The following is a 19,027-nucleotide window of genomic DNA, read 5'->3' on the forward strand; positions in this document are numbered from 1 at the left end:
TTCTGCCCTATAACAGCAGTCAGAAAATGCGGCAAAGATGATACAGCTCCACTCTGTTATATTTTAACGCATTATAGACGGAAAGAGTACAGTTTTTTTCATGACATCAAATATTCCTCTTGGTGTCACTCGAATATACGGCAAATGTGTACTTTGGAAAAAGACAAGTGTATCAATTGGGCAGTCAAATGGATAGCCGCGCTCAATGAGCAGCTCACGCAATGTTTGTTCCTGCTGAAGAACAGTCTCAAACGGTTCAGCCGATGCACAGCCTGATAATTGCAGCGGGATTTCGTGCAAAATTTTCCCGTTCTCTGTGAGTACGATCCCCCCGCCAATTTCTTTCATCCGCTTATGTGCCAGCATCATATCTTCTTTATTTTTCCCGATCACTAAAATGTCACCCGTGAGCGAAAATGAGCTGACAAAGCCCTGCACTTTATTTGCGAACCCTTTTAGCATCGTATTCACACGCCACTCGCCTTTTCGGTCAATCAGGCTAAAGAAGCTTTGATCATGGTCACATGACAGCTGGTTGATTGAGTTATCAATTTCCACTGTATAAGGCTCCATGATGACAGCATTTCTCATCTTCACACCTAGCGGCATAGAGAATTGCAAATCACTCATCGTGAGGTCGTAGCTTAAATCTAATGGAGCAAGCCCGCCATTTTCCCATTTTGTTTCTTGGAATTGATGCTGGTTCTCGCCATCTAATTTGAGAATAACCCCTTTAGATATCACCGTTTCGGGATTTGGGTTCATTGGATCATCTAAAATATTTAAAGAAGCCAGCCGGCCTGGGCCAACAACGCCTAATAAATCATCAATTTGATAGTATTTTGCAATGTTAAATGTCGCCATATTATACGCATCAATGATCGGCACGCCTTCTTCAAGGGCAATCGAAATCAAACGGTTAATCATGCCTTCCTCATAAAAGTGAGGGGCAGCACCATCTGTTGTATAGAAAAAGTGATCATAGTGTCTAAAGTCACGCTCATGCAGTTCTCTTAAAATGTTCACTAAATCTGGGCGGATGGAAGAATGCCGCAATGAAACATGATAGCCAAGGGACAAGCGTTTTAACACATCGTCCGCATTCATCGCTTCATGATCACTGTCCGCGCCAAACAGCTTCATTTTTGTTAGCGTTTTCTCAGAAGCTCCAGGGAAATGCCCTTCAATTCGTTTTCTCTGCTTCTTTGTTTCTTGCATGCAATATAAAATGAGATCATCACCGTCCATCAATCTTGGCCAGCTTGTTAATTCGCCGCCTTGGAGGACGTCAGGATGATCAATCCATTCCTTCCGGTAGTTGACTGGCAGCATCTCATCTTCATATCTGACTTCCGTTTGAAGATCGTATCTGGACCACCAGAAATACTGAAATGGCTGCTTTTTTAATTCACATAGAGTGGAAAGCGCTTTCTTTTCATTGCTTTGCAAAAGAAGAAATAAGTTATCGCTGACCATTGTTGTTGTGCCAAATTGAGACACATATTCTGCAAGTGATTGGGGATTATAAATATGGAACGGATGCGCGTGAGGCTCTATATACCCAGGCACAATGTATTTCCCTTCACAATCAATCACACGTTTAGCTGATTTATTTTGAGGAAGCTCTGCTCCGACATAAACAATTCGATCATCATGTATCCAAATATTTGCCTTCACCCATTGCTTCAAAAACGGGTTAAGCACGAGTCCATTCGTTAAAAGGAGTGTTGGAACTATTTTTGAGTCGACTACATCGATTTGTGTGCGGATGTCATTGTTTCTCCAATTAAAAGTACGTTCGGACATTCACATACTCTCCTTCATTTGTATTAGCCCTATCGTAACATAACGAACTACGTTACGCATTAATGAAACGTTACAATTTCTTGAAATCACACTTAAAATAATTTAAAAAAGGAGATTCACCTTCAATGAAACCTAATCTCGGCTTAATGGAAGCGCTCATTAGAATTGCCTGCGGAATGACAATATGTACTGTGGCTGGATCCTTATATGCTAGAAAACCATGGAGTAAAATGCTGCTTTTTAGCATCATGTTTGGCGGTATGAAACTGGGATCTGGCATTCTTCGTTTTTGTCCAGTGACATATATGTGTGAGCAGCAGGACACACATAAAGAGAAGGCTGAGTAAGGTAGCCTTCTTTTTTTGTGATCATTTTCATCTCATTCCGCTGCTTCACACCATTCGACCATTGTTCCTGCAATAATTTCTGCTGCTTCAATCACATGCTCAATGTCGATGGATTCATTCGGAAAATGGGCAAGCTCCGTTGTTCCCGGTCCAAACACGATGATCGGAATACCCGCTGCCTGTGACAGTAATCCGCCGTCCGTTCCCCAAGGGGCGGCTTCGATTTTCGGCGGCTGCTTCATGACCGCTTCATATTGTTCCTTCAATAAACCTAAAAGCGGATGATCTGTATCGATTGAACCCGGAAGCCATCTTGCACCAAACCATTCGACCTCAACAGGATGCTCTTGGAACCATTCATCTTTTTCTCCGAGTCCTGCCATCCAATTTTCTAATTCCTTCTCTGCCTGTTCTACCGTTTCACCTGGCATCACCCCGAGCCTGCCTTCCATTGTGACAAGGTCTGCTACAGAGGATGGCCAATCGCCGCCTTGAATTTTCCCGATATTGATTGGGATCGGGATTGGGATATGCTGAAACAATGGCTCAGTGATTCGCTGATTTCTTTTTTCTTCAAGTGCCGCTATATGTGAAAGGACAATCGTGCTCTTTTCAATAGCAGAAACGCCGTGATATCTTGTTCCGCCATGAGCAGCCCTTCCTTTAATATGCAGTCTGAACCATTTAGATCCTTGCTGAATCGGAAAGATTTTCATATGACTTGGCTCTGGAATGATGGCTGCATCTGCTGTATATCCTCTCAGTATGGCTGCAAGGGTGCCTGCACCACCGCTCTCTTCTTCGACAACACTATGAAACACGACATCTCCCTTCAGCGGAATCTGAAGCGCATGCAGTGCCTCAAGTGCAAAGAGTAAAGAAACGTTTCCACCTTTCATATCTGTTGCCCCGCGTCCATAAAGTCTCCCGTTTATGATATGCCCGCTGTAGGGCGGATATGTCCATTGTTTGTGATCTCCTGCCGGGACAACATCCACATGCCCATTTAATAAAATAGATTTGCCGCCCCCTTTTCCTTTCAATCGTCCGGCGACATTAGGACTTCCTTTAAAGGAACGTCTCGGGGAATAAAAATACGGGTGGTTCAGCAAGTCATCTCCGCCAATGTCCCACATGTCAACATCAAAACCAATGGCAGAAAGTTTATTTGCTACGATTTGCTGTACTTCTTGCTCATTTCCTTGTGTGCTGTCACATTGCACCATTTGCTGAAGAAGCGTCACGGCTTCCTCCTGATGCTCTTTCATCCAGCTTCTGATACGTGTAATTGGCTGCAAGTCGGTCATCCTTTCTACACAACAGATTTGACATCAGGCGCTAAAATGAGCGGCGCCTCTGTCGCCCTCATGACATCTTCTGGCTGATACGGCGGCATGACTTCACGCAAAATGAGCAGCTGTGACTTGACCTCAATGACTGCCATATCCGTAATAATCAGGTCCACACAAGACTTAGCTGTTAAGGGCAGCGTGCAGGCTGCTTTTATCTTAGATTGCCCATGTTTATCAAGGTGGCTCATCACAACCACCACCTTTTTCGCTTTTTGAGCGAGCTCAATCGCCCCACCCATACCCGGCACTCGTTTCCCTGGCACAATCCAATTGGCAAGATCCCCATGACTGCTGACTTCAAGTGCACCTAAAATGGTCATATCCAGCATTCCTTTGCGAATGATGCCAAAAGCGGTTGTACTGTCCATATATGAGCCGCCTTTTGTTAACGTAATGGGGAAACCGCCGGCATTGCACAAATTCGGATCTTCTTCCCCTCGTGCTGGTGAAGCGCCTGCCCCCATAATGCCGTTTTCTGCATGCAGCCACACCTCGTAATGTGCTGGGATGTAGTCAGCTGCAAGGGTCGGGATGCCGATCCCAAGATTCACAATCATGCCATCTTTAATTTCCTGTGCCGCGCGTTTGGCTATGCGGTGTCTTAAATCGATGTCTCCCATGCCCATGTCCAGTTCACTCCTTTTGATTGCACGATCTGGTTCACAAATACGCCTGGTGTGACGATTTCCTCTGGATGAAGCCCGCCCACAGGCACAATCTCTTCTACTTCCGCAATGGTCCAGTCTCCTGCCATCGCCACAATCGGGTTTGTATTCCGCGCACTTTTATCAAAAATCAGGTTGCCTGCTTCATCTGCTTTGAGGGCATTCACAATCGCGATATCCGCAGTCAGTGCAGGCTCAAGGATATACTTCTTTCCATCCAGCTGAACCAATTGTTTCTCATCAAGATTGAGGCTATCCATGCCGACATCCGTCACAATGCCCGCTAAACCCATCCCGCCTGCCCTGATCTTTTCTGCTAGGATGCCCTGCGGGTAAAAAAGAACGTCTAGTGTACCTGCCTGCATTTTCTGCCCGGCAATTGGATTTGAGCCAATATGAGAGGCAATGATTTTCTTCACTCTTCCTTCTGTGATCAGCCTGCCAACACCGATTTGCGGGAAGCCTGCATCGTTTCCGATCAATGTCAGGTCTTTGATATTGGCTTCTAGGATGGCATCGATCAATGATGGCGGGGACCCCACACCGCCAAAGCCGCCAAACATGATGGTCATTCCGTCTCTAAAATGCGTGATGACTTGATCAAAGTTCGCTGTTTTGTTCATCATCTTTCCTCCCTACATGGCAGATGGGAAAAACCCTCGATTGATGACTTCTTGCTCGACCTGCGTCATTGTCTGCCCGAATAAATGAATCAGTTCATCCATCTCCTGCTGCGTAATGGAAAGCGGCGGTGCGATCATGACCGCTGCACCCCCCACACCATCCTCTCCAGCGCTTGCTGGGTAAACAAGCAAACCATTTTGCTTGGCCGTCTCCACAACTAAATGCGTCATTTGAGCATGGGCAGGAAATGGTGTTTTCGATAATCGGTCTGCGACAAACTCAATGCCAATGAGCAGTCCCTTTCCTCTCACATCTCCTATGATGGAATGTTTTGTTTGCAAATCCTTTAAAGCATTCATTAAATATCGGCCAGACAGATCAGCCCGTTCTGAAAGCTGGTGTTTTTTCATATATCGAATGACAGCCAGTGAGACGGCTGCTGAAAGCGGATTGCCGCTATAAGTGTGGCCTGCCATCACAGAGCCCGAACCGCTGAGAATTGGTGCCATCACATGATCCGCTGAGACAGCTGCCGCAATTGGTGCATAGCCGGCGCTCATGCCTTTTCCGAGTACCATAATATCTGGTACGACGCCCCAATGTTCCATGGCAAACATTTTCCCAGTTCGTCCAAAGCCTGTCATGACTTCATCTGCAATCATTAAAATATCGTTTTCCTCACAAACTCGCTTCATCGCCGCAAAATATCCGTCTGGCGGAACAAGCGCCGCGCCCGCTGCTCCAACAATCGGCTCTGCAATAAAAGCCGCAATCCTCTCTTTTCCTATACGCTGAATGACAGTTTTAAATTCCTGTACATACCATTCGACCTGCTTGCTTTCTTCCTTTGGCAGCCACGAACGATAGCTGTATGGCGGAGACAGCACCGGGTGTTTTTCGAGCAGTGGTTCAAAGCGCTCTCTCCTTGCAATATGTCCTGACATCGACAGCGCACCGAGTGTGATGCCGTGATAACTCATCCATCTTGAGATGATGTGATTCTTCTCACCCTTCCCCTGCTCCTGCCAATGCTGAATGGCAATTTTCATGGCGGTCTCTGTTGCCTCTGATCCGCTTCCGACAAAAAAAGACCAGTTCAGGTTCCCTGGGCAGAGCGTACTCAATTCATAGGCTAGTTCTTCTGCTGGTTCATTTGTGAATTGTGATCTGTACGTAAAGCTCACCTTTTCCGCTTGCTCTGTCATGGCATCAATGATGTCTCGTATGCCATGTCCAATACTCGCCGTGACAGCACCAGATGAGCCGTCTAAATATTTTTTCCCGTCCTGATCATATAAATAAATCCCCTCTCCTTTCACAGCCACAGGATAATGCTGATTCAACATCGGTTTGATTAAGTAATCCCGGGTCTCCACTTTGTCATTCCTCCCTCTCTCGTCAGCAGCTGCATCTTTCTTTTTTCATGAATCGCAAGAAAATTTTGTATACTTGTTATAAGATTAGCTTAATCAAGAGGGCAGTCATCCTCCATTCGCCACATGCCCGAATTTCACACGCATTTTTTATACATCGTGTATAAGAGTGTTCAAAAGGAGGTCATGAGTCTATGGCGATTCTCGTCAAAGATGCACTCTCGCTCAATATCATGAAGGAAACAAAGCTGCTTGCTGGGGAAAATGGACTAGACCGCCTCATTCAGTGGGTGACCATCGTGGAAATTATCGAAGATACTTCAAGGCTTTCAGAAGGGGAACTGCTCGTCACAACCGGCTTTGGGCTTGCAGACAATCAGGAAAGGCGCACCCGGCTTGAGGAGCTGATTCAATCTCAACGTCTATCGGCCATTGCGATTTATAAAGGCGTATACTTAACGGAAATTCCGGCATCACTGATCGAAGCTGCCAAAAACAGCGGCATTCCACTCATCGAGATTCCTTCACATGTCAACTTTTCAGACATTACAAAAGCCGTCCTAGAGCAAATCGTCAGCAGCCAGCTCCATCAGCTTAAATATTCTTCAGCCATTCACCAAAGACTGACCCATTTAAATGTCAGCAATAAAAATGTCACGCAAATTACAGATGAGCTGGCACATCTCATTTCGGCAAACATCGTCGTGCTTGATGTTTTTTTACATCAAACAGCAGCTCATCTCATAAAAGATGAAGTGACGTACTCTCCTGCTTTTGGCTTTCTGACAGATCATGAACCAATCGAAACGACGCCTCTTCTCAAGCAGGCTGAGGAGAAAGGACGGCTCGTTTATGACACGTGCGGTGCGTTTGTCCTCGCTGCATGTCCGGTGATTGCGATGGGTGATATTTTCGGGTTTATTGTATCTTTAAAGAAAAAGGATGAGTGGCATCATCTCGACGCGATTGCCATCGAGCACGCCGGGGCGGTGTATGCAATTGAATGGCTGAAGCAAAAAGCCATTCAAGATACAGAAAACCAAATGCAAGGTCATTTGTTAGATGATATTTTGCAGCAGCAATACACAGAAGAAAGCTATGTGGTCGAACAGGCAACAAAGCTGCAATACGATATGAGCGATGAGCAGGTGGTCATCTACTTTCAATTTCAGCATCAGCACACACAGCTCGATCACCAAATGATGCAGCGCCTATCTCAATTACTCACGTCGATATTTGAACGCAGACATATTCCTTTTTTACTTAAGACAAGGCTCGATTCCATTTTTGTTCTTACGCCAGCAGAAAAAAAAGCGTTTCAAGAAGCGGAGTGGTATCGTGCAGCAGAAGAGTGCCGGAGCACTTGGTCTTATTTTTTTCCCGTCCATCCGATTGTGATTGGCATTGGGAGAGCCTATGAGCAAATCGGTCTCTTTTCAAAAAGCGCGAAGGAAGCGCAGTATGCAGCAAGGCTTCTTCCGCTTTTAAAGACAGACGAATGCATCATTCATTATCAAAAGCTCGGCTTATACGGGATGCTGCTTGAAATGAATGAAGCGGGTATGAATTTGCATGACTTTTACGTGGAGCTGTTAAGTCCCTTGCTTTATACGAAAAAACAGGGGGCTGACCTGATCCATACACTCGAAGTGTATTTGGCACACAATGAAAATATTCAAAAATCTGCGGGAGAATTGTTTATTCACAGGCATACATTAAGCTACCGGCTGAAACAAATTGAAACGAGAACAGGCTGCAGCCTCAAATCAACAGATGATCGGATGAAGCTGCAGCTCAGTATCATGGCGTACCGCCTATCTGGTCTGCTTGATCAGATGAGAACCATTTCATGATTCATTCGGCGTTTTCACCCATAGATTCATATCTTCAATTTTGTCAAAAATATAGCAGTTGTTTTGGAAACGCCCGGTATACGTATAGCCGAGCTGATAAAACACTTGGTTCATTCCATAGGACAGTGCACGTGCGAGAGAATAAAAGACATAGATGTGCATGAATTGAAGTTCTTTTTCGAGTGCTAGAATCAAATGATGCATGAATCCTAGTTTTCTGTATGATGGGAGGGTCGCACAATCTGTTAATTCCGCATGACCATACGGCGCATTGATTTCAGCGGATGCTGCACTCACAATGTGACCGTCATGTTCAACGGCATAAAAGATGGTCCCTTCCTCCATCACCTTTTGGATGTAATCTGGCTCATTCATTGGCGTAGGATACGTTTCAAAAACGGTATCATAGAGCTTTGCCAGCTTGTGAATATCCTGCGTATCCGCTTTCCTCATCACATACTCATCCTGCCACGTGCCTTGGTCTTTTTTGAGAGGCTTTTCCTGAATAGACGCAACAATTTCATCTTCCTTCAGCCAATACGGGCTGTTCATTCGATCCTCCGTCAGAAAGAGCGACATGCCGTACGCATCACTTCCAAGAAAATAATGAGAAAACACGCCTTCAAGCCGAAAGCCTTTTTCTAAAAAAAGAGGCATATGCTCACGCCTGACTTTCACAATGACCTTAGAAGCCTTGCAGTCCGCCGCTTCCTTTAGAACCGACTGAATCACATCCCGCACCCTGCCGCTATAGTCATCCAAACGGATGCGCTCATTAAATGAATCAATACAGATCGAGGCAGAAAAACGCTCGTTCGCAAGTTCCTTCAATTGCACCATATACTCATCCTCTCTTATAAATCAGCTAATAAAAAAATCCAAATGGAAAATGAAACAATGACGATACCAGAAAAAATCGACATGATCATATACCGAAAGGCTGAGCCTTTTTTGGCTTTGTTTTGCTTTCTCGCTTCATACATGATGAGATTTGAGAACAGTACAAATAAAATAAGTAACACGATTGCAAATAGAATGATTCCTTGAATGACCATGCTCCCTCCTCATAAACTCGTCATCCCATACTACTTCTTCATATTCGAGCATCATCCCTTCTCATGAACAAAAAACACCTTTCCATCTCGTCAGATAGAAAGGTGTTTTGATTAAACGTTTTTCCCCGCAGCCTTCAGTGCACGGGCACCAATGTCACGGCGATAAAATAGACCTGGCTGTATGATTTCTTCAACCGCTTCATACACTCTTGATCTTGCCGCTTCAAATGTGTCGTCAAATGCGGTTACATTCGCTACACGGCCGCCATTTGTGACGAATTGATCGTTTTCTTTTTTTGTTCCTGCGTGGAAGGTCACAACATCAGACACAGTCGTTTGCAAGGCACCGATCGGAGTCCCTTTTGCATAGTCTTCTGGGTATCCTTCTGATGCAAGAACCACACTGACAGCCGCAGTGTCTTTCCACTGTAAGTCCACATCTTTTCCATCAAGAATATCGAGGAAGACTTGGACTAGATCTGATTCAAGACGAGGGAGAACCACCTGCGTTTCAGGGTCGCCAAAGCGTGCATTGAATTCAATCACCTTTGAGCCTTCTGGTGTCAGCATTAAACCTGCATATAAAATGCCTGTAAATGGACGCCCTTCCTGCACCATCGCGCGAGCTGCCGGTTTGACGACATCTTCCACCGCTTTTTGGACGACTTCATCTGAAATTTGCGGAACTGGTGAATAAGCGCCCATCCCGCCGGTATTCGGCCCTTTGTCATCTTCAAAGGCCCGTTTGTGATCCTGCGCAATCACCATCGGGTACACCTTTTCTCCGTTGACAAAGGCCATGAGTGAAAATTCTTCGCCTGTTAAAAATTCTTCGATGACGACAGATGCACTTGCATCGCCAAACTTTTCATCCTCTAAGAAATCATGCAGACAATCGACCGCCTCTTCAAGCGTCATGGCCACTGTAACGCCTTTTCCTGCGGCAAGCCCGTCTGCTTTAATAACTATCGGCGCACCCTTTTCTTCCACATATGCCTTTGCTTCTTCAAACGAGGTAAAGGCGGCGTAAGCGGCTGTTGGGATATCGTAATTCTTCATTAAATCTTTTGCAAATTCCTTTGAGCCTTCAATGACCGCAGCTTTTGCATTCGGTCCAAATACTTTTAGACCTGCTTCTTCAAATGCATCAACGACACCTGCGATTAAAGGAACCTCTGGACCGACAATGGTTAAGCCGATTTCGTTTTCTTTTGCAAAACGAATTAATGACTCATGATCGCCCTCGTCGATTGATACAAGCTTCGCAGCATCTGTCATTCCATCATTGCCGGGTGCGACAAATACTTGGCTGACAAGTTCACTTTGATTCACTTTCCATGCGATGGTATGCTCTCTTCCGCCTCTGCCGATAATTAATACGTTCACACTGTCATCCCCTTAATGTTTGAAATGTCTAACGCCAGTGAAGACCATGGCGATGCCGTATTCATCTGCTTTTTGAATCGATTCTTCATCACGAATAGATCCGCCTGGCTGAATGATCGCTGTGACGCCTGCCTTTGCAGCAGCTTCCACTGTATCGCCCATTGGGAAGAATGCATCAGAGCCTAGTGCGCTTCCTTTTGCCTTTTCACCAGCTTGCTCAATGGCAATGTTCGCTGAGCCCACGCGGTTCATTTGACCAGCACCAATTCCTGCTGTCATTTGATCTTTCGCAAGGACAATAGCATTTGATTTCACATGCTTGACCACTTTCCAAGCAAGCTTTAAGTCTTTCCATTCGTCTTCTGTTGGTTCTCTTTTCGTTGGAATAGAGATCGTTGCTTCCTCTAAGCCGTACGTGTCAATATCCTGAACAAGCAGTCCGCCATGGACACTTGTCAGCTGTTTTTCCTTTTTCCCGAGATCCGCTTCTACATCTAATGTTAATAGTCGAAGGTTCTTTTTCGCTGTTAACACGTCAAGTGCTTCTTGGCTGAACGATGGGGCGATGACAATTTCTAAGAAAATCGTATGCAGCACCTCAGCTGTTTGTTTGTCTACTTCACGGTTAAGTGCCACAATGCCGCCAAAAATAGACGTTTCGTCTGCCTTGAACGCTCGGTCAAATGCTTCTGCAATCGTTTCTCCTGTACCAACGCCGCACGGGTTCATATGCTTCACAGCAACAGCTGCTGGCTCCGTGAATTCACGTACAATTTGAAGAGCGGCATCTGCATCTTTAATATTGTTATAGGAAAGTTCTTTTCCATGTAATTGCTTTGCAGTAGCCAAAGAACCTTTGGCTGGAAGAGCATTTTCATAGAAAGTCGCCGCTTGGTGCGGGTTTTCTCCATAACGAAGGGATTGTTTTTTCTCAAACGTGACAGTGAACTGCTCTGGCTCTGTTTCGCCCACAAAGTTTGTTAAGTAATCCGCAATCAGAGCATCGTAAGCAGCCGTATGACGGAATACCTTTGCAGCGAGCTCACGTTTTTTCTCGAGTGACACGCCGCCTTCTTTGATTTGCTGGATGACTGTATCATAGTCACGAGGATCGACAATCACTGTGACGTCTTGGTGGTTTTTTGATGCTGCACGAAGCATTCCCGGTCCGCCAATATCAATGTTTTCAATCGCTTCTTCATATGTCACATCGTCTTTTGAGATCGTCTCTTTGAATGGATAGAGGTTCACGACAACAAGATCAATCGGCTGAATGCCATGCTTTTCAATCTGTGCCATATGCTCATCGTTTTCTCTCACTGCTAAAAGTCCACCATGAATATTCGGGTGAAGTGTTTTGAGTCGTCCGTCCATGATTTCAGGGAATCCAGTGACTTCTGAAATCCCAATGACATCAATGCCGTTCTCTTGAAGAAGCTTATGTGTACCTCCAGTTGAAATCACTTCAACGCCAAGTTCTGTTAATTCTTTCACAAAAGGTACAAGATTCGTTTTATCGGAAACACTGATTAATGCGCGTTTGATCGTCATGCCTTCGTCACCTCATTAAGATAATTCTAAAAGTGATTTGATCACTTTTGGATATAGTGTGTGTTCTAGTTCATGCATTCTTTTTTCAATCGATTCAAGCTCTTCCCCTTGTTCGATGTAAATCGACGCTTGGTCAATGATCGGACCTGTATCCATACCTTCGTCGACAAAATGGACGGTGATACCTGCCACTTTGACGCCTGCTTGATAGGCTTGTCCAATGGCATCCAGCCCTGGGAAGGCTGGCAGCAAGGACGGGTGGATATTGACAATTTTCCCTCTGAATGCTTCAAGTAATGTCGGACCAATCAGTCTCATATACCCAGCAAGGAAAATCCATTCCACTTCATGCAGCCTAAGCTGTTCAATGATCGTTTGTTCAAAAGCGGCTTTATTCGGAAAAGCCTTCGGGGTAAAGGCAAAGGAGGGAATGCCCTCTTTCTCAGCACGCTCCAGCACCTTTGCACCCGGTTTATCGCAAATCACAATGGCGGCCTCTGCCTGCCACTGTTCTTTTTTTAATGTATCCATAATGGCTTGAAAATTCGTCCCGCTTCCAGAGGCGAAGATCGCAAACTTCTTCATGAGAGGCTTCCACCGCCGAATGTGACACCTTCTCCTTTTCGAACACGGCCGATGAGAAATGCTTTCTCTCCGTCTTCTTCAAGTCCTCTGATCACTTCGACAAGGTCATCTTCTTTTACCGCTAAGACAAAGCCAATGCCCATATTAAACACGTTGAACATTTCTTCTGCCTTTAACTGTCCTTTTTCTTGAATAAAGGAGAAAATTGGCGGTACTGGCCATGAGCCGTTATCAATCTCAACACCAAGCCCTTCAGGCAGCATACGTGGTAAATTTTCAATAAAGCCGCCGCCTGTCACATGTGCCATGCCGTCAATCTTGCCGGCTTTCACTTGTTTGAGAACAGGCTTCACATAAATTTTGGTCGGTTCAAGCAGTTCTTCTCCAAGCGGTCTTGTAAAAGGTTCATACGTTTGATGCAGGTCCAGACCAGCGTCTTCCAGCAATACTTTACGAACGAGGGAGTACCCATTGCTATGAATTCCGCTTGAGCTGAGTCCAATAAGCAAGTGCCCCTCTTTGATGCTCTCTCCTGTCACGATTTCATCCTTTTCAACAACGCCTACTGAAAAACCAGCAATATCATATTCATCTTCTGTGTAAAGACCTGGCATTTCTGCTGTTTCTCCGCCGACAAGCGCTGAACCAGACTGCTCACAGCCGTCAGCCACACCTTTGACGATTGATTCAATTTTTATTGGATCTGCTTTACCAACTGCTAAGTAATCTAAGAAAAAGAGCGGCTCTGCCCCTTGTGCCAGCACATCGTTCACACACATTGCCACGGCATCTACGCCGATCGTATCGTGTTGATCCATTAAAAAGGCAAGCTTTAATTTTGTTCCGACACCATCTGTTCCTGAGACAAGAACGGGCTTTTTGTATGGCAGCTCAGATAAATCAAACATACCGCCAAATCCGCCTAGAGCACCCATGACGCCTGCTCTTTTTGTACGTTCTACGTGTGTTTTCATTCGTTTGACGGCTTCGTATCCTGCTTCGATGTCGACACCGGCGTTTTTATATGCTTCTGACATCCCATTCACTCCTTTTAGCTGCTTCTCTTCCATTTATTTTCAGCAGAATGAAAGAGCAGCATATCAAATCATCTTGACTGCTGCTCCTTTATTCGATTATTTCGTCAGTGCTGTTTCCTTCACATGCGGAAGAACAGTATCTTCATAAATTTCAGTCGGGTATTTCCCAGTAAAGCATGCTAAACATTGACCGCGCTGCGGATCATCATACTTCCTGCCAATCCCGTCCATTAAACCGTCTACAGATAAAAATGCAATGGAGTCTGCACCAATTTCCTGTCTAATTTCTTCCACTGAATGAGAAGAAGCAATCAGCTCTTCATGCGTGGACGTATCAATTCCATAAAAACATGGATGTGCGATGGGCGGAGAACTAATGCGCACATGGACTTCCGTCGCACCCGCTTCTCTTAGCATCGTCACAATGCGGCGGCTCGTAGTTCCGCGTACGATGGAATCATCCACCATCACGACACGTTTTCCTTCGACGACCCCGCGCACAGCAGAAAGCTTCATGCGCACGCCCTGCTCACGCAATGCTTGAGACGGCTGGATAAAGGTACGTCCGACATAACGGTTTTTAATTAAACCGAGCTCATATGGAATACCTGTTGCTTCGGCATATCCAATCGCTGCAGAAATACTCGAATCTGGTACACCTGTCACAACATCTGCTTCGACATGCGCTTCCTCGGCAAGCTTTTTGCCAAGATTCTTTCTCGCACTATGCACGTTGATGCCATTGATGTTGCTGTCAGGTCTTGAGAAATAAATATATTCCATGCTGCACATGCTGCGGTTAATGTTCATGGAGAAGCGTTCAGATTTCAGGCCTTCATCATTAATGATCAGCATTTCTCCAGGCTCCACATCTCGTAAATACGTGGCACCGACAACATCAAATGCACATGTTTCAGAAGCAACGACATACGCGTCCCCAAGCATACCAAGTGAAAGCGGACGTAAGCCGTTCGGATCAAGAGCCACAATCATTTCTGTTTCCGTCATAATTAAGAAAGCATATGCGCCCTTAAGCATGGACAGAGCATTTTTGATCTGCTCTTTCAATTCAACATAGCCGCTGCGCTTAATTAAATGAGCGAGCACTTCAGTGTCAGAAGATGTCTGGAATATACTCCCCTGGTTCTCTAGCTGCTGCTTTAATTGCGTTGCATTCACTAAGTTCCCATTATGAGCAAGGGCAAGACTGCCGTTGTTTTGCGAGCGGAAGAAGAGGGGCTGCACATTTTCAAAGCCGCCTCCGCCTGCTGTCGCATACCGAACGTGTCCGATCGCTCCTTTGCCTTTCAGATCCTTTAGCTCACCGTTTTGAAAGACTTCCGTAATCAGTCCAAGGCCTTTATGTGCCGTCAGGTTTTCACCATCTGTTGCAATGATTCCCGCACCCTCTTGTCCTCGGTGCTGAAGGCTATGCAATCCGTAATATGTGATTTGCGGGGCTTCTTCGTGTCCCCAAACCCCAAAGACGCCACACTCTTCGTTTAAGCCTCTGATTTCAGCAAGCATGGGATCGCTCCTTTCCATGCACGTTCAAGCTCGTTGACCGCTGCATGAATCCATTGTTGTCCTTCTTGATTTTTGACAGTGAATACACCATCATTTGTGACCGTTCCAACTTCTTTCGCATCTTTGACAGCCGCAGCAAACGCTTCGCGGTGCTCTGGTTTCACTGTGACGACAAAACGTGACTGTGTTTCACTGAATAATGAAGCTTCGCTGTTTAAATCAATTTGGATATGAGCGCCAAGACCATCTGTTCCAAATGTACTTTCAGCAAGTGCGACACCAAGACCGCCTTCAGACACATCGTGAGCTGATTGAACAAGTCCGTTTTGAATCGCAGCAAGAAGGGCTTCCTGACGAGTGAGCTCGACATCCAAATCAATTTCCGGTGCTTTTCCGTAAATACGGCCTTCTGTCATCTTTTGAAGCTCACTGCCTGCAAATTCTTCCTTCGTCTCACCAATGACGAAAATCACATCGCCAGCCTGCTGGAACGATTGCGTCGTAATATGAGCTATATCTTCAACCAAACCAACCATCCCAATGACTGGTGTCGGGTAAATAGCTGTTCCATTTGATTCGTTATATAAAGAGACGTTACCACCGATAACTGGTGTGCTTAGCTTGCGGCATGCTTCGCTAATACCGTCAGCAGATTTTTCAATTTGCCAAAAAATTTCTGGTTTTTCTGGGTTACCGAAGTTCAGGTTATCTGTTACTGCAAGCGGACGAGCGCCTGAGCACACAATGTTACGCGCTGCTTCTGCGACTGCGATTTTCCCGCCGACTTCTGGATCAAGGTAAAGATAACGTGCGTTACAATCGGTTGTCATCGCAAGGGCTTTTTTCGTGCCGCGAATTCTTAAAACACCCGCATCAGAGCCTGGTGCAACGACTGTATTTGTCCGAACCATGTAGTCATATTGATCATAAACCCATTCTTTACTTGCAATTGTTGGCTGCTGAAGAAGCTGCTTTAACGTGTCGGCTGCATCTGCGATAGCAGGTGCTTCAACTTTTGTTTCTAAAAACTCACGATAGTAGGCAGGCTCACTTGACGGCTTGTGATAAACCGGCGCTTCTTCTGCAAGTGCATCAACAGGAAGCTCACATACCACTTCACCTTGATGAAGTAAACGAAGCATTTTATCGTCTGTCACATGACCGACTGATACCGCTTCAAGATCGTATTTTTCAAAAATATCAATGATTTCTTGTTCACGGCCTTTTTCAATGACCAAAAGCATTCTCTCTTGAGATTCAGACAGCATCATTTCGTATGCGGACATGCCTGTTTCACGCTGCGGTATGAGATCTAGATTCATCTCGATACCAGAACCTGCTTTACTCGCCATTTCAGCACTTGAGCTTGTTAAGCCAGCCGCTCCCATATCCTGAATTCCAACGAGTGCATCGTTTTTGATGACTTCAAGGCACGCTTCAAGCAGCAGTTTTTCCATGAACGGATCACCGACTTGAACTGCTGAGCGTTTTTCTTCTGATTCATCAGAAAATTCCTCAGATGCAAATGTTGCACCGTGAATTCCGTCACGTCCCGTTTTAGCACCAACGTACATGACCGTGTTGCCAACACCTTTGGCCTGCCCTTTTTTGATGTCCTCATGGTTGATTAATCCAACACACATTGCATTTACGAGCGGGTTGCCTTCATAGCTTTGATCGAAATGGACCTCTCCGCCGACTGTTGGAATTCCGATACAGTTTCCATAGCCTGCGATCCCTGCCACTACTTCTTCAAACAAGTACTTCACGCGCGGTGAAGTCAGTTCACCAAAACGAAGAGAGTTTAATACAGCAATTGGACGCGCACCCATGGAGAATACATCACGGATAATTCCGCCGACACCTGTCGCCGCTCCTTGATACGGTTCAATCGCAGATGGATGGTTATGGGATTCGATTTTAAATACAACCGCTTGGTTGTCTCCAATATCAACGATTCCAGCGCCTTCCCCAGGACCTTGAAGGACGTGCTCTCCTTTTGTCGGGAATTTGCTTAAAACAGGCTTTGAGTTTTTATAACTGCAATGCTCTGACCACATGACAGAAAAAATGCCCGTTTCTGTGTAGTTTGGCAGCCTGCCAATAATGGATTCGATTAAAGCGAATTCTTCATCACTCAATCCCATTTGCTGATACAATTTCTCTTCTTTAATTTGCTTGTGACTTGGTTCAAGCAGTAGTGACATGAGTGTCCCTCCAATTTTTCACGATAGATTGAAACAATTTAAGTCCGTCTGCGCTGCCTAGTAATGAATCAACCGCGCGCTCAGGGTGCGGCATCATGCCGAGTACATTGCCCTCTTCATTCGTTACACCTGCAATACGATTCACACTGCCGTTAATATCGTCTCCATAAGTGAAAGCGATTTGGCCGCGTTCAATGAGCTTCGCTAAAGTGTCTTCATCACAGTAGAAGTTGCCTTCACCGTGCGCTACAGGAATCGTAATGGATTCGCCTTTTTGATAACCGCTTGTAAATGGCGTTTCGTTGTTTTCTACAATGAGTTCAACTGGACGACAGATAAATTTCAAATCTTTATTTCGTCTCATCGCACCTGGAAGAATGCCAAGCTCCTGAAGAATTTGGAACCCGTTACAAACACCAAGAACAGGTTTTCCTTCCTCAGCTGCTTTTTTCACCGCCGGCATGATGTTTGAGAAGCGGGCAATCGCACCACATCTTAAGTAATCCCCATAAGAGAAACCGCCTGGTACGAGTACACCGTCAAATCCGTCAAGACTCGTTTCGTCGTGCCATACATATTCAACTTGTTCACCCAGCTCATCTTGAATCGCATGGTACATATCGATATCACAGTTAGAGCCAGGCAAGACGATCACTGCAAACTTCACTGTGCGACAACCTCCTCCACCTCATAGCGGTAATCTTCAATCACCGTGTTGGCAAGTAATTTTTCGCACATTTCTTTGACGACTGTGTCTAAATCACGATCTGATTTTTCAATGACAAGCTCCATGTATTTCCCGATACGGACATCCTTTACTTCCTGATAAGACATGCTGTGCAAAGCGTGCTGCACGGCACTTCCTTGTGGATCAAGAACGCTCTCTTTTAAGCTGACAAAAATTTTCACTTTATACATGTTTATGGCCTCCAAGTCTTTTGAAAATTTCTTCGTATGCATTCGTTAAGCCGCCCAGGTTTCGTCTGAACACGTCTTTATCAAGCTTTTCGTTTGTATCTTTGTCCCAAAGCCTGCACGTATCAGGTGAAATCTCATCAGCTAGCAAAATACGATTCTCGTGATCTATTCCGAATTCAAGCTTGAAATCAATTAAATTCACATGGCAGTCTGAGAAGATTTGCTTTAACTCTTCATTCACTTGTCTTGTGATCTGTTTCATTTCCTCTACCTGCTCAGGTGTCGCAGCATGTAAAATGCGAATATGATCTTCTGTAATGAGCGGATCGCCGAGCGCATCATCTTTGTAGTAAAACTCAATCAAAGGTGTGTCCAGTTTCGTTCCCTCTGGAATGCCAAGGCGTTTTGACATACTGCCTGCCACCACATTACGTACAACCACTTCAAGCGGAACAATCTGCACCTTTTGAATGAGCTGCTCTGTTTCAGAAAGACGTTTCACAAAGTGATTGTTGATCCCCTTATCATGCAGCATTTGAAAGATTAAGCTCGAAATTTCGTTGTTCAGTCTGCCTTTGCCTTCGATTTCAGCTTTCTTTTCGCCGTTAAATGCTGTAGCTGAGTCTTTATATTCGACATATAAAATATGCTCGTCATCGGTCTGATAGATTTTTTTCGCTTTGCCTTCGTAGAGAAGTTCTTGTTTCACAGTCATTCAGGTTGGCCTCCTAATTTGAATGT

18 protein-coding genes are annotated in these 19,027 nt (G+C 45.3%); 2 read left to right on the forward strand and 16 right to left on the reverse strand.

Translation table 11 applies throughout. The features are described 5' to 3' along the window. Positions 1 to 63: 63 nt before the first annotated feature. Positions 64 to 1,806, reverse strand: coding sequence for an adenine deaminase C-terminal domain-containing protein (locus BAE31_RS18955; protein ID WP_024426688.1), 1,743 nt, complete (start codon positions 1,804 to 1,806; stop codon positions 64 to 66). Positions 1,807 to 1,931: 125 nt separating this feature from the next. Here BAE31_RS18955 and BAE31_RS18960 point away from each other — a divergent pair, with 125 nt between their 5' ends. Then, positions 1,932 to 2,153, forward strand: a complete 222-nt coding sequence (locus tag BAE31_RS18960) for a YgaP family membrane protein (protein ID WP_024426689.1) — start codon at positions 1,932 to 1,934, stop codon at positions 2,151 to 2,153. A 32-nt stretch (positions 2,154 to 2,185) separates the two neighbouring features. On the opposite strand, the gene BAE31_RS18965 is transcribed toward BAE31_RS18960, so the two are convergent. Genes BAE31_RS18965 through BAE31_RS18980 form a run of 4 tightly spaced genes read right to left on the reverse strand, consistent with a single transcriptional unit; the run spans position 2,186 to position 6,170 of the window. After that, the gene (locus BAE31_RS18965) at positions 2,186 to 3,451 is read right to left on the reverse strand and encodes a peptidase (protein WP_056767546.1); all 1,266 of its coding nucleotides are present in this window, start codon (positions 3,449 to 3,451) and stop codon (positions 2,186 to 2,188) included. A 14-nt stretch (positions 3,452 to 3,465) separates the two neighbouring features. After that, positions 3,466 to 4,131 carry a 3-oxoacid CoA-transferase subunit B gene (locus BAE31_RS18970; protein ID WP_056767543.1) on the reverse strand — a complete coding sequence of 222 codons (666 nt, stop codon included), beginning with the start codon at positions 4,129 to 4,131 and terminating at the stop codon, positions 3,466 to 3,468. Next, complete coding sequence (locus tag BAE31_RS18975) at positions 4,107 to 4,793, reverse strand: CoA transferase subunit A (protein ID WP_034282829.1); 687 nt, start codon at positions 4,791 to 4,793, stop codon at positions 4,107 to 4,109. Before BAE31_RS18975 ends, BAE31_RS18970 begins: the two co-directional genes overlap by 25 nt. Positions 4,794 to 4,805: 12 nt before the next feature. Then, positions 4,806 to 6,170, reverse strand: a complete 1,365-nt coding sequence (locus BAE31_RS18980; protein WP_056767540.1) for an aspartate aminotransferase family protein — start codon at positions 6,168 to 6,170, stop codon at positions 4,806 to 4,808. A gap of 191 nt (positions 6,171 to 6,361) precedes the next feature. Between BAE31_RS18980 and BAE31_RS18985 the strand changes: the two genes are divergently transcribed. After that, a complete protein-coding gene (locus tag BAE31_RS18985; RefSeq protein ID WP_076841123.1) occupies positions 6,362 to 8,020 on the forward strand; it encodes a PucR family transcriptional regulator in 1,659 nt (552 codons plus the stop codon). Here the strand turns inward: BAE31_RS18985 and ablB are convergent. The 11 genes from ablB to purC all read right to left on the reverse strand — a co-directional run bounded on the left by ablB (position 8,015) and on the right by purC (position 19,001). Continuing rightward, positions 8,015 to 8,860: a putative beta-lysine N-acetyltransferase gene (gene ablB / locus BAE31_RS18990; RefSeq protein ID WP_076841124.1), complete on the reverse strand. Its 846-nt coding sequence runs from the start codon at positions 8,858 to 8,860 to the stop codon at positions 8,015 to 8,017. The two genes, BAE31_RS18985 and ablB, sit on opposite strands and share 6 nt — an antisense overlap. A gap of 14 nt (positions 8,861 to 8,874) precedes the next feature. Beyond that, the gene (locus BAE31_RS18995) at positions 8,875 to 9,075 is read right to left on the reverse strand and encodes a hypothetical protein (RefSeq protein ID WP_076841125.1); all 201 of its coding nucleotides are present in this window, start codon (positions 9,073 to 9,075) and stop codon (positions 8,875 to 8,877) included. Between the two features lie 111 nt (positions 9,076 to 9,186). Next, a complete protein-coding gene (gene purD, locus BAE31_RS19000) occupies positions 9,187 to 10,461 on the reverse strand; it encodes a phosphoribosylamine--glycine ligase (protein ID WP_076841126.1) in 1,275 nt (424 codons plus the stop codon). 12 nt (positions 10,462 to 10,473) lie between these two features. Next, positions 10,474 to 12,012: a bifunctional phosphoribosylaminoimidazolecarboxamide formyltransferase/IMP cyclohydrolase gene (gene purH, locus BAE31_RS19005; protein ID WP_025092624.1), complete on the reverse strand. Its 1,539-nt coding sequence runs from the start codon at positions 12,010 to 12,012 to the stop codon at positions 10,474 to 10,476. A 15-nt stretch (positions 12,013 to 12,027) separates the two neighbouring features. Further along, positions 12,028 to 12,597, reverse strand: a complete 570-nt coding sequence (purN, locus tag BAE31_RS19010; RefSeq protein ID WP_041108687.1) for a phosphoribosylglycinamide formyltransferase — start codon at positions 12,595 to 12,597, stop codon at positions 12,028 to 12,030. Beyond that, positions 12,594 to 13,634 carry a phosphoribosylformylglycinamidine cyclo-ligase gene (purM, locus tag BAE31_RS19015; protein ID WP_076841127.1) on the reverse strand — a complete coding sequence of 347 codons (1,041 nt, stop codon included), beginning with the start codon at positions 13,632 to 13,634 and terminating at the stop codon, positions 12,594 to 12,596. The genes purN and purM overlap by 4 nt, the downstream gene beginning before the upstream one ends. 96 nt (positions 13,635 to 13,730) lie before the next feature. After that, positions 13,731 to 15,161 carry an amidophosphoribosyltransferase gene (gene purF, locus BAE31_RS19020; RefSeq protein WP_024424615.1) on the reverse strand — a complete coding sequence of 477 codons (1,431 nt, stop codon included), beginning with the start codon at positions 15,159 to 15,161 and terminating at the stop codon, positions 13,731 to 13,733. Further along, positions 15,137 to 17,368, reverse strand: coding sequence for a phosphoribosylformylglycinamidine synthase subunit PurL (purL, locus tag BAE31_RS19025; RefSeq protein ID WP_076841128.1), 2,232 nt, complete (start codon positions 17,366 to 17,368; stop codon positions 15,137 to 15,139). Before purL ends, purF begins: the two co-directional genes overlap by 25 nt. Continuing rightward, positions 17,352 to 18,035 (reverse strand): phosphoribosylformylglycinamidine synthase subunit PurQ, encoded by a 684-nt coding sequence (gene purQ, locus BAE31_RS19030; protein WP_024426699.1) that lies wholly within the window; start codon positions 18,033 to 18,035, stop codon positions 17,352 to 17,354. The genes purL and purQ overlap by 17 nt, the downstream gene beginning before the upstream one ends. Further along, entirely contained in the window at positions 18,032 to 18,286 is a 255-nt protein-coding gene (gene purS, locus BAE31_RS19035) for a phosphoribosylformylglycinamidine synthase subunit PurS (RefSeq protein WP_003214349.1), read from the reverse strand. The genes purQ and purS overlap by 4 nt, the downstream gene beginning before the upstream one ends. Beyond that, positions 18,279 to 19,001: a phosphoribosylaminoimidazolesuccinocarboxamide synthase gene (purC, locus tag BAE31_RS19040; RefSeq protein ID WP_076841129.1), complete on the reverse strand. Its 723-nt coding sequence runs from the start codon at positions 18,999 to 19,001 to the stop codon at positions 18,279 to 18,281. Before purC ends, purS begins: the two co-directional genes overlap by 8 nt. Between the last annotated feature and the right edge of the window lie 26 nt (positions 19,002 to 19,027).

Origin of the sequence: Bacillus sp. I-2, assembly GCF_001974945.1 — a bacterium.
In the GTDB taxonomy this organism is placed as follows: domain Bacteria; phylum Bacillota; class Bacilli; order Bacillales; family Bacillaceae; genus Bacillus; species Bacillus safensis.

Coding starts and splice junctions, on each gene's coding strand:
- BAE31_RS18955 (WP_024426688.1), bottom strand. CDS start 1,806: ATGTCCGAACGTACTTTTAATTGGAGAAACAATGACATCCGCACACAA.
- BAE31_RS18960 (WP_024426689.1), top strand. CDS start 1,932: ATGAAACCTAATCTCGGCTTAATGGAAGCGCTCATTAGAATTGCCTGC.
- BAE31_RS18970 (WP_056767543.1), bottom strand. CDS start 4,131: ATGGGCATGGGAGACATCGATTTAAGACACCGCATAGCCAAACGCGCG.
- BAE31_RS18975 (WP_034282829.1), bottom strand. CDS start 4,793: ATGAACAAAACAGCGAACTTTGATCAAGTCATCACGCATTTTAGAGAC.
- BAE31_RS18985 (WP_076841123.1), top strand. CDS start 6,362: ATGGCGATTCTCGTCAAAGATGCACTCTCGCTCAATATCATGAAGGAA.
- ablB (WP_076841124.1), bottom strand. CDS start 8,860: ATGGTGCAATTGAAGGAACTTGCGAACGAGCGTTTTTCTGCCTCGATC.
- BAE31_RS18995 (WP_076841125.1), bottom strand. CDS start 9,075: ATGGTCATTCAAGGAATCATTCTATTTGCAATCGTGTTACTTATTTTA.
- purH (WP_025092624.1), bottom strand. CDS start 12,012: ATGACGATCAAACGCGCATTAATCAGTGTTTCCGATAAAACGAATCTT.
- purN (WP_041108687.1), bottom strand. CDS start 12,597: ATGAAGAAGTTTGCGATCTTCGCCTCTGGAAGCGGGACGAATTTTCAA.
- purM (WP_076841127.1), bottom strand. CDS start 13,634: ATGTCAGAAGCATATAAAAACGCCGGTGTCGACATCGAAGCAGGATAC.
- purF (WP_024424615.1), bottom strand. CDS start 15,161: ATGCTTGCTGAAATCAGAGGCTTAAACGAAGAGTGTGGCGTCTTTGGG.
- purL (WP_076841128.1), bottom strand. CDS start 17,368: ATGTCACTACTGCTTGAACCAAGTCACAAGCAAATTAAAGAAGAGAAA.
- purS (WP_003214349.1), bottom strand. CDS start 18,286: ATGTATAAAGTGAAAATTTTTGTCAGCTTAAAAGAGAGCGTTCTTGAT.
- purC (WP_076841129.1), bottom strand. CDS start 19,001: ATGACTGTGAAACAAGAACTTCTCTACGAAGGCAAAGCGAAAAAAATC.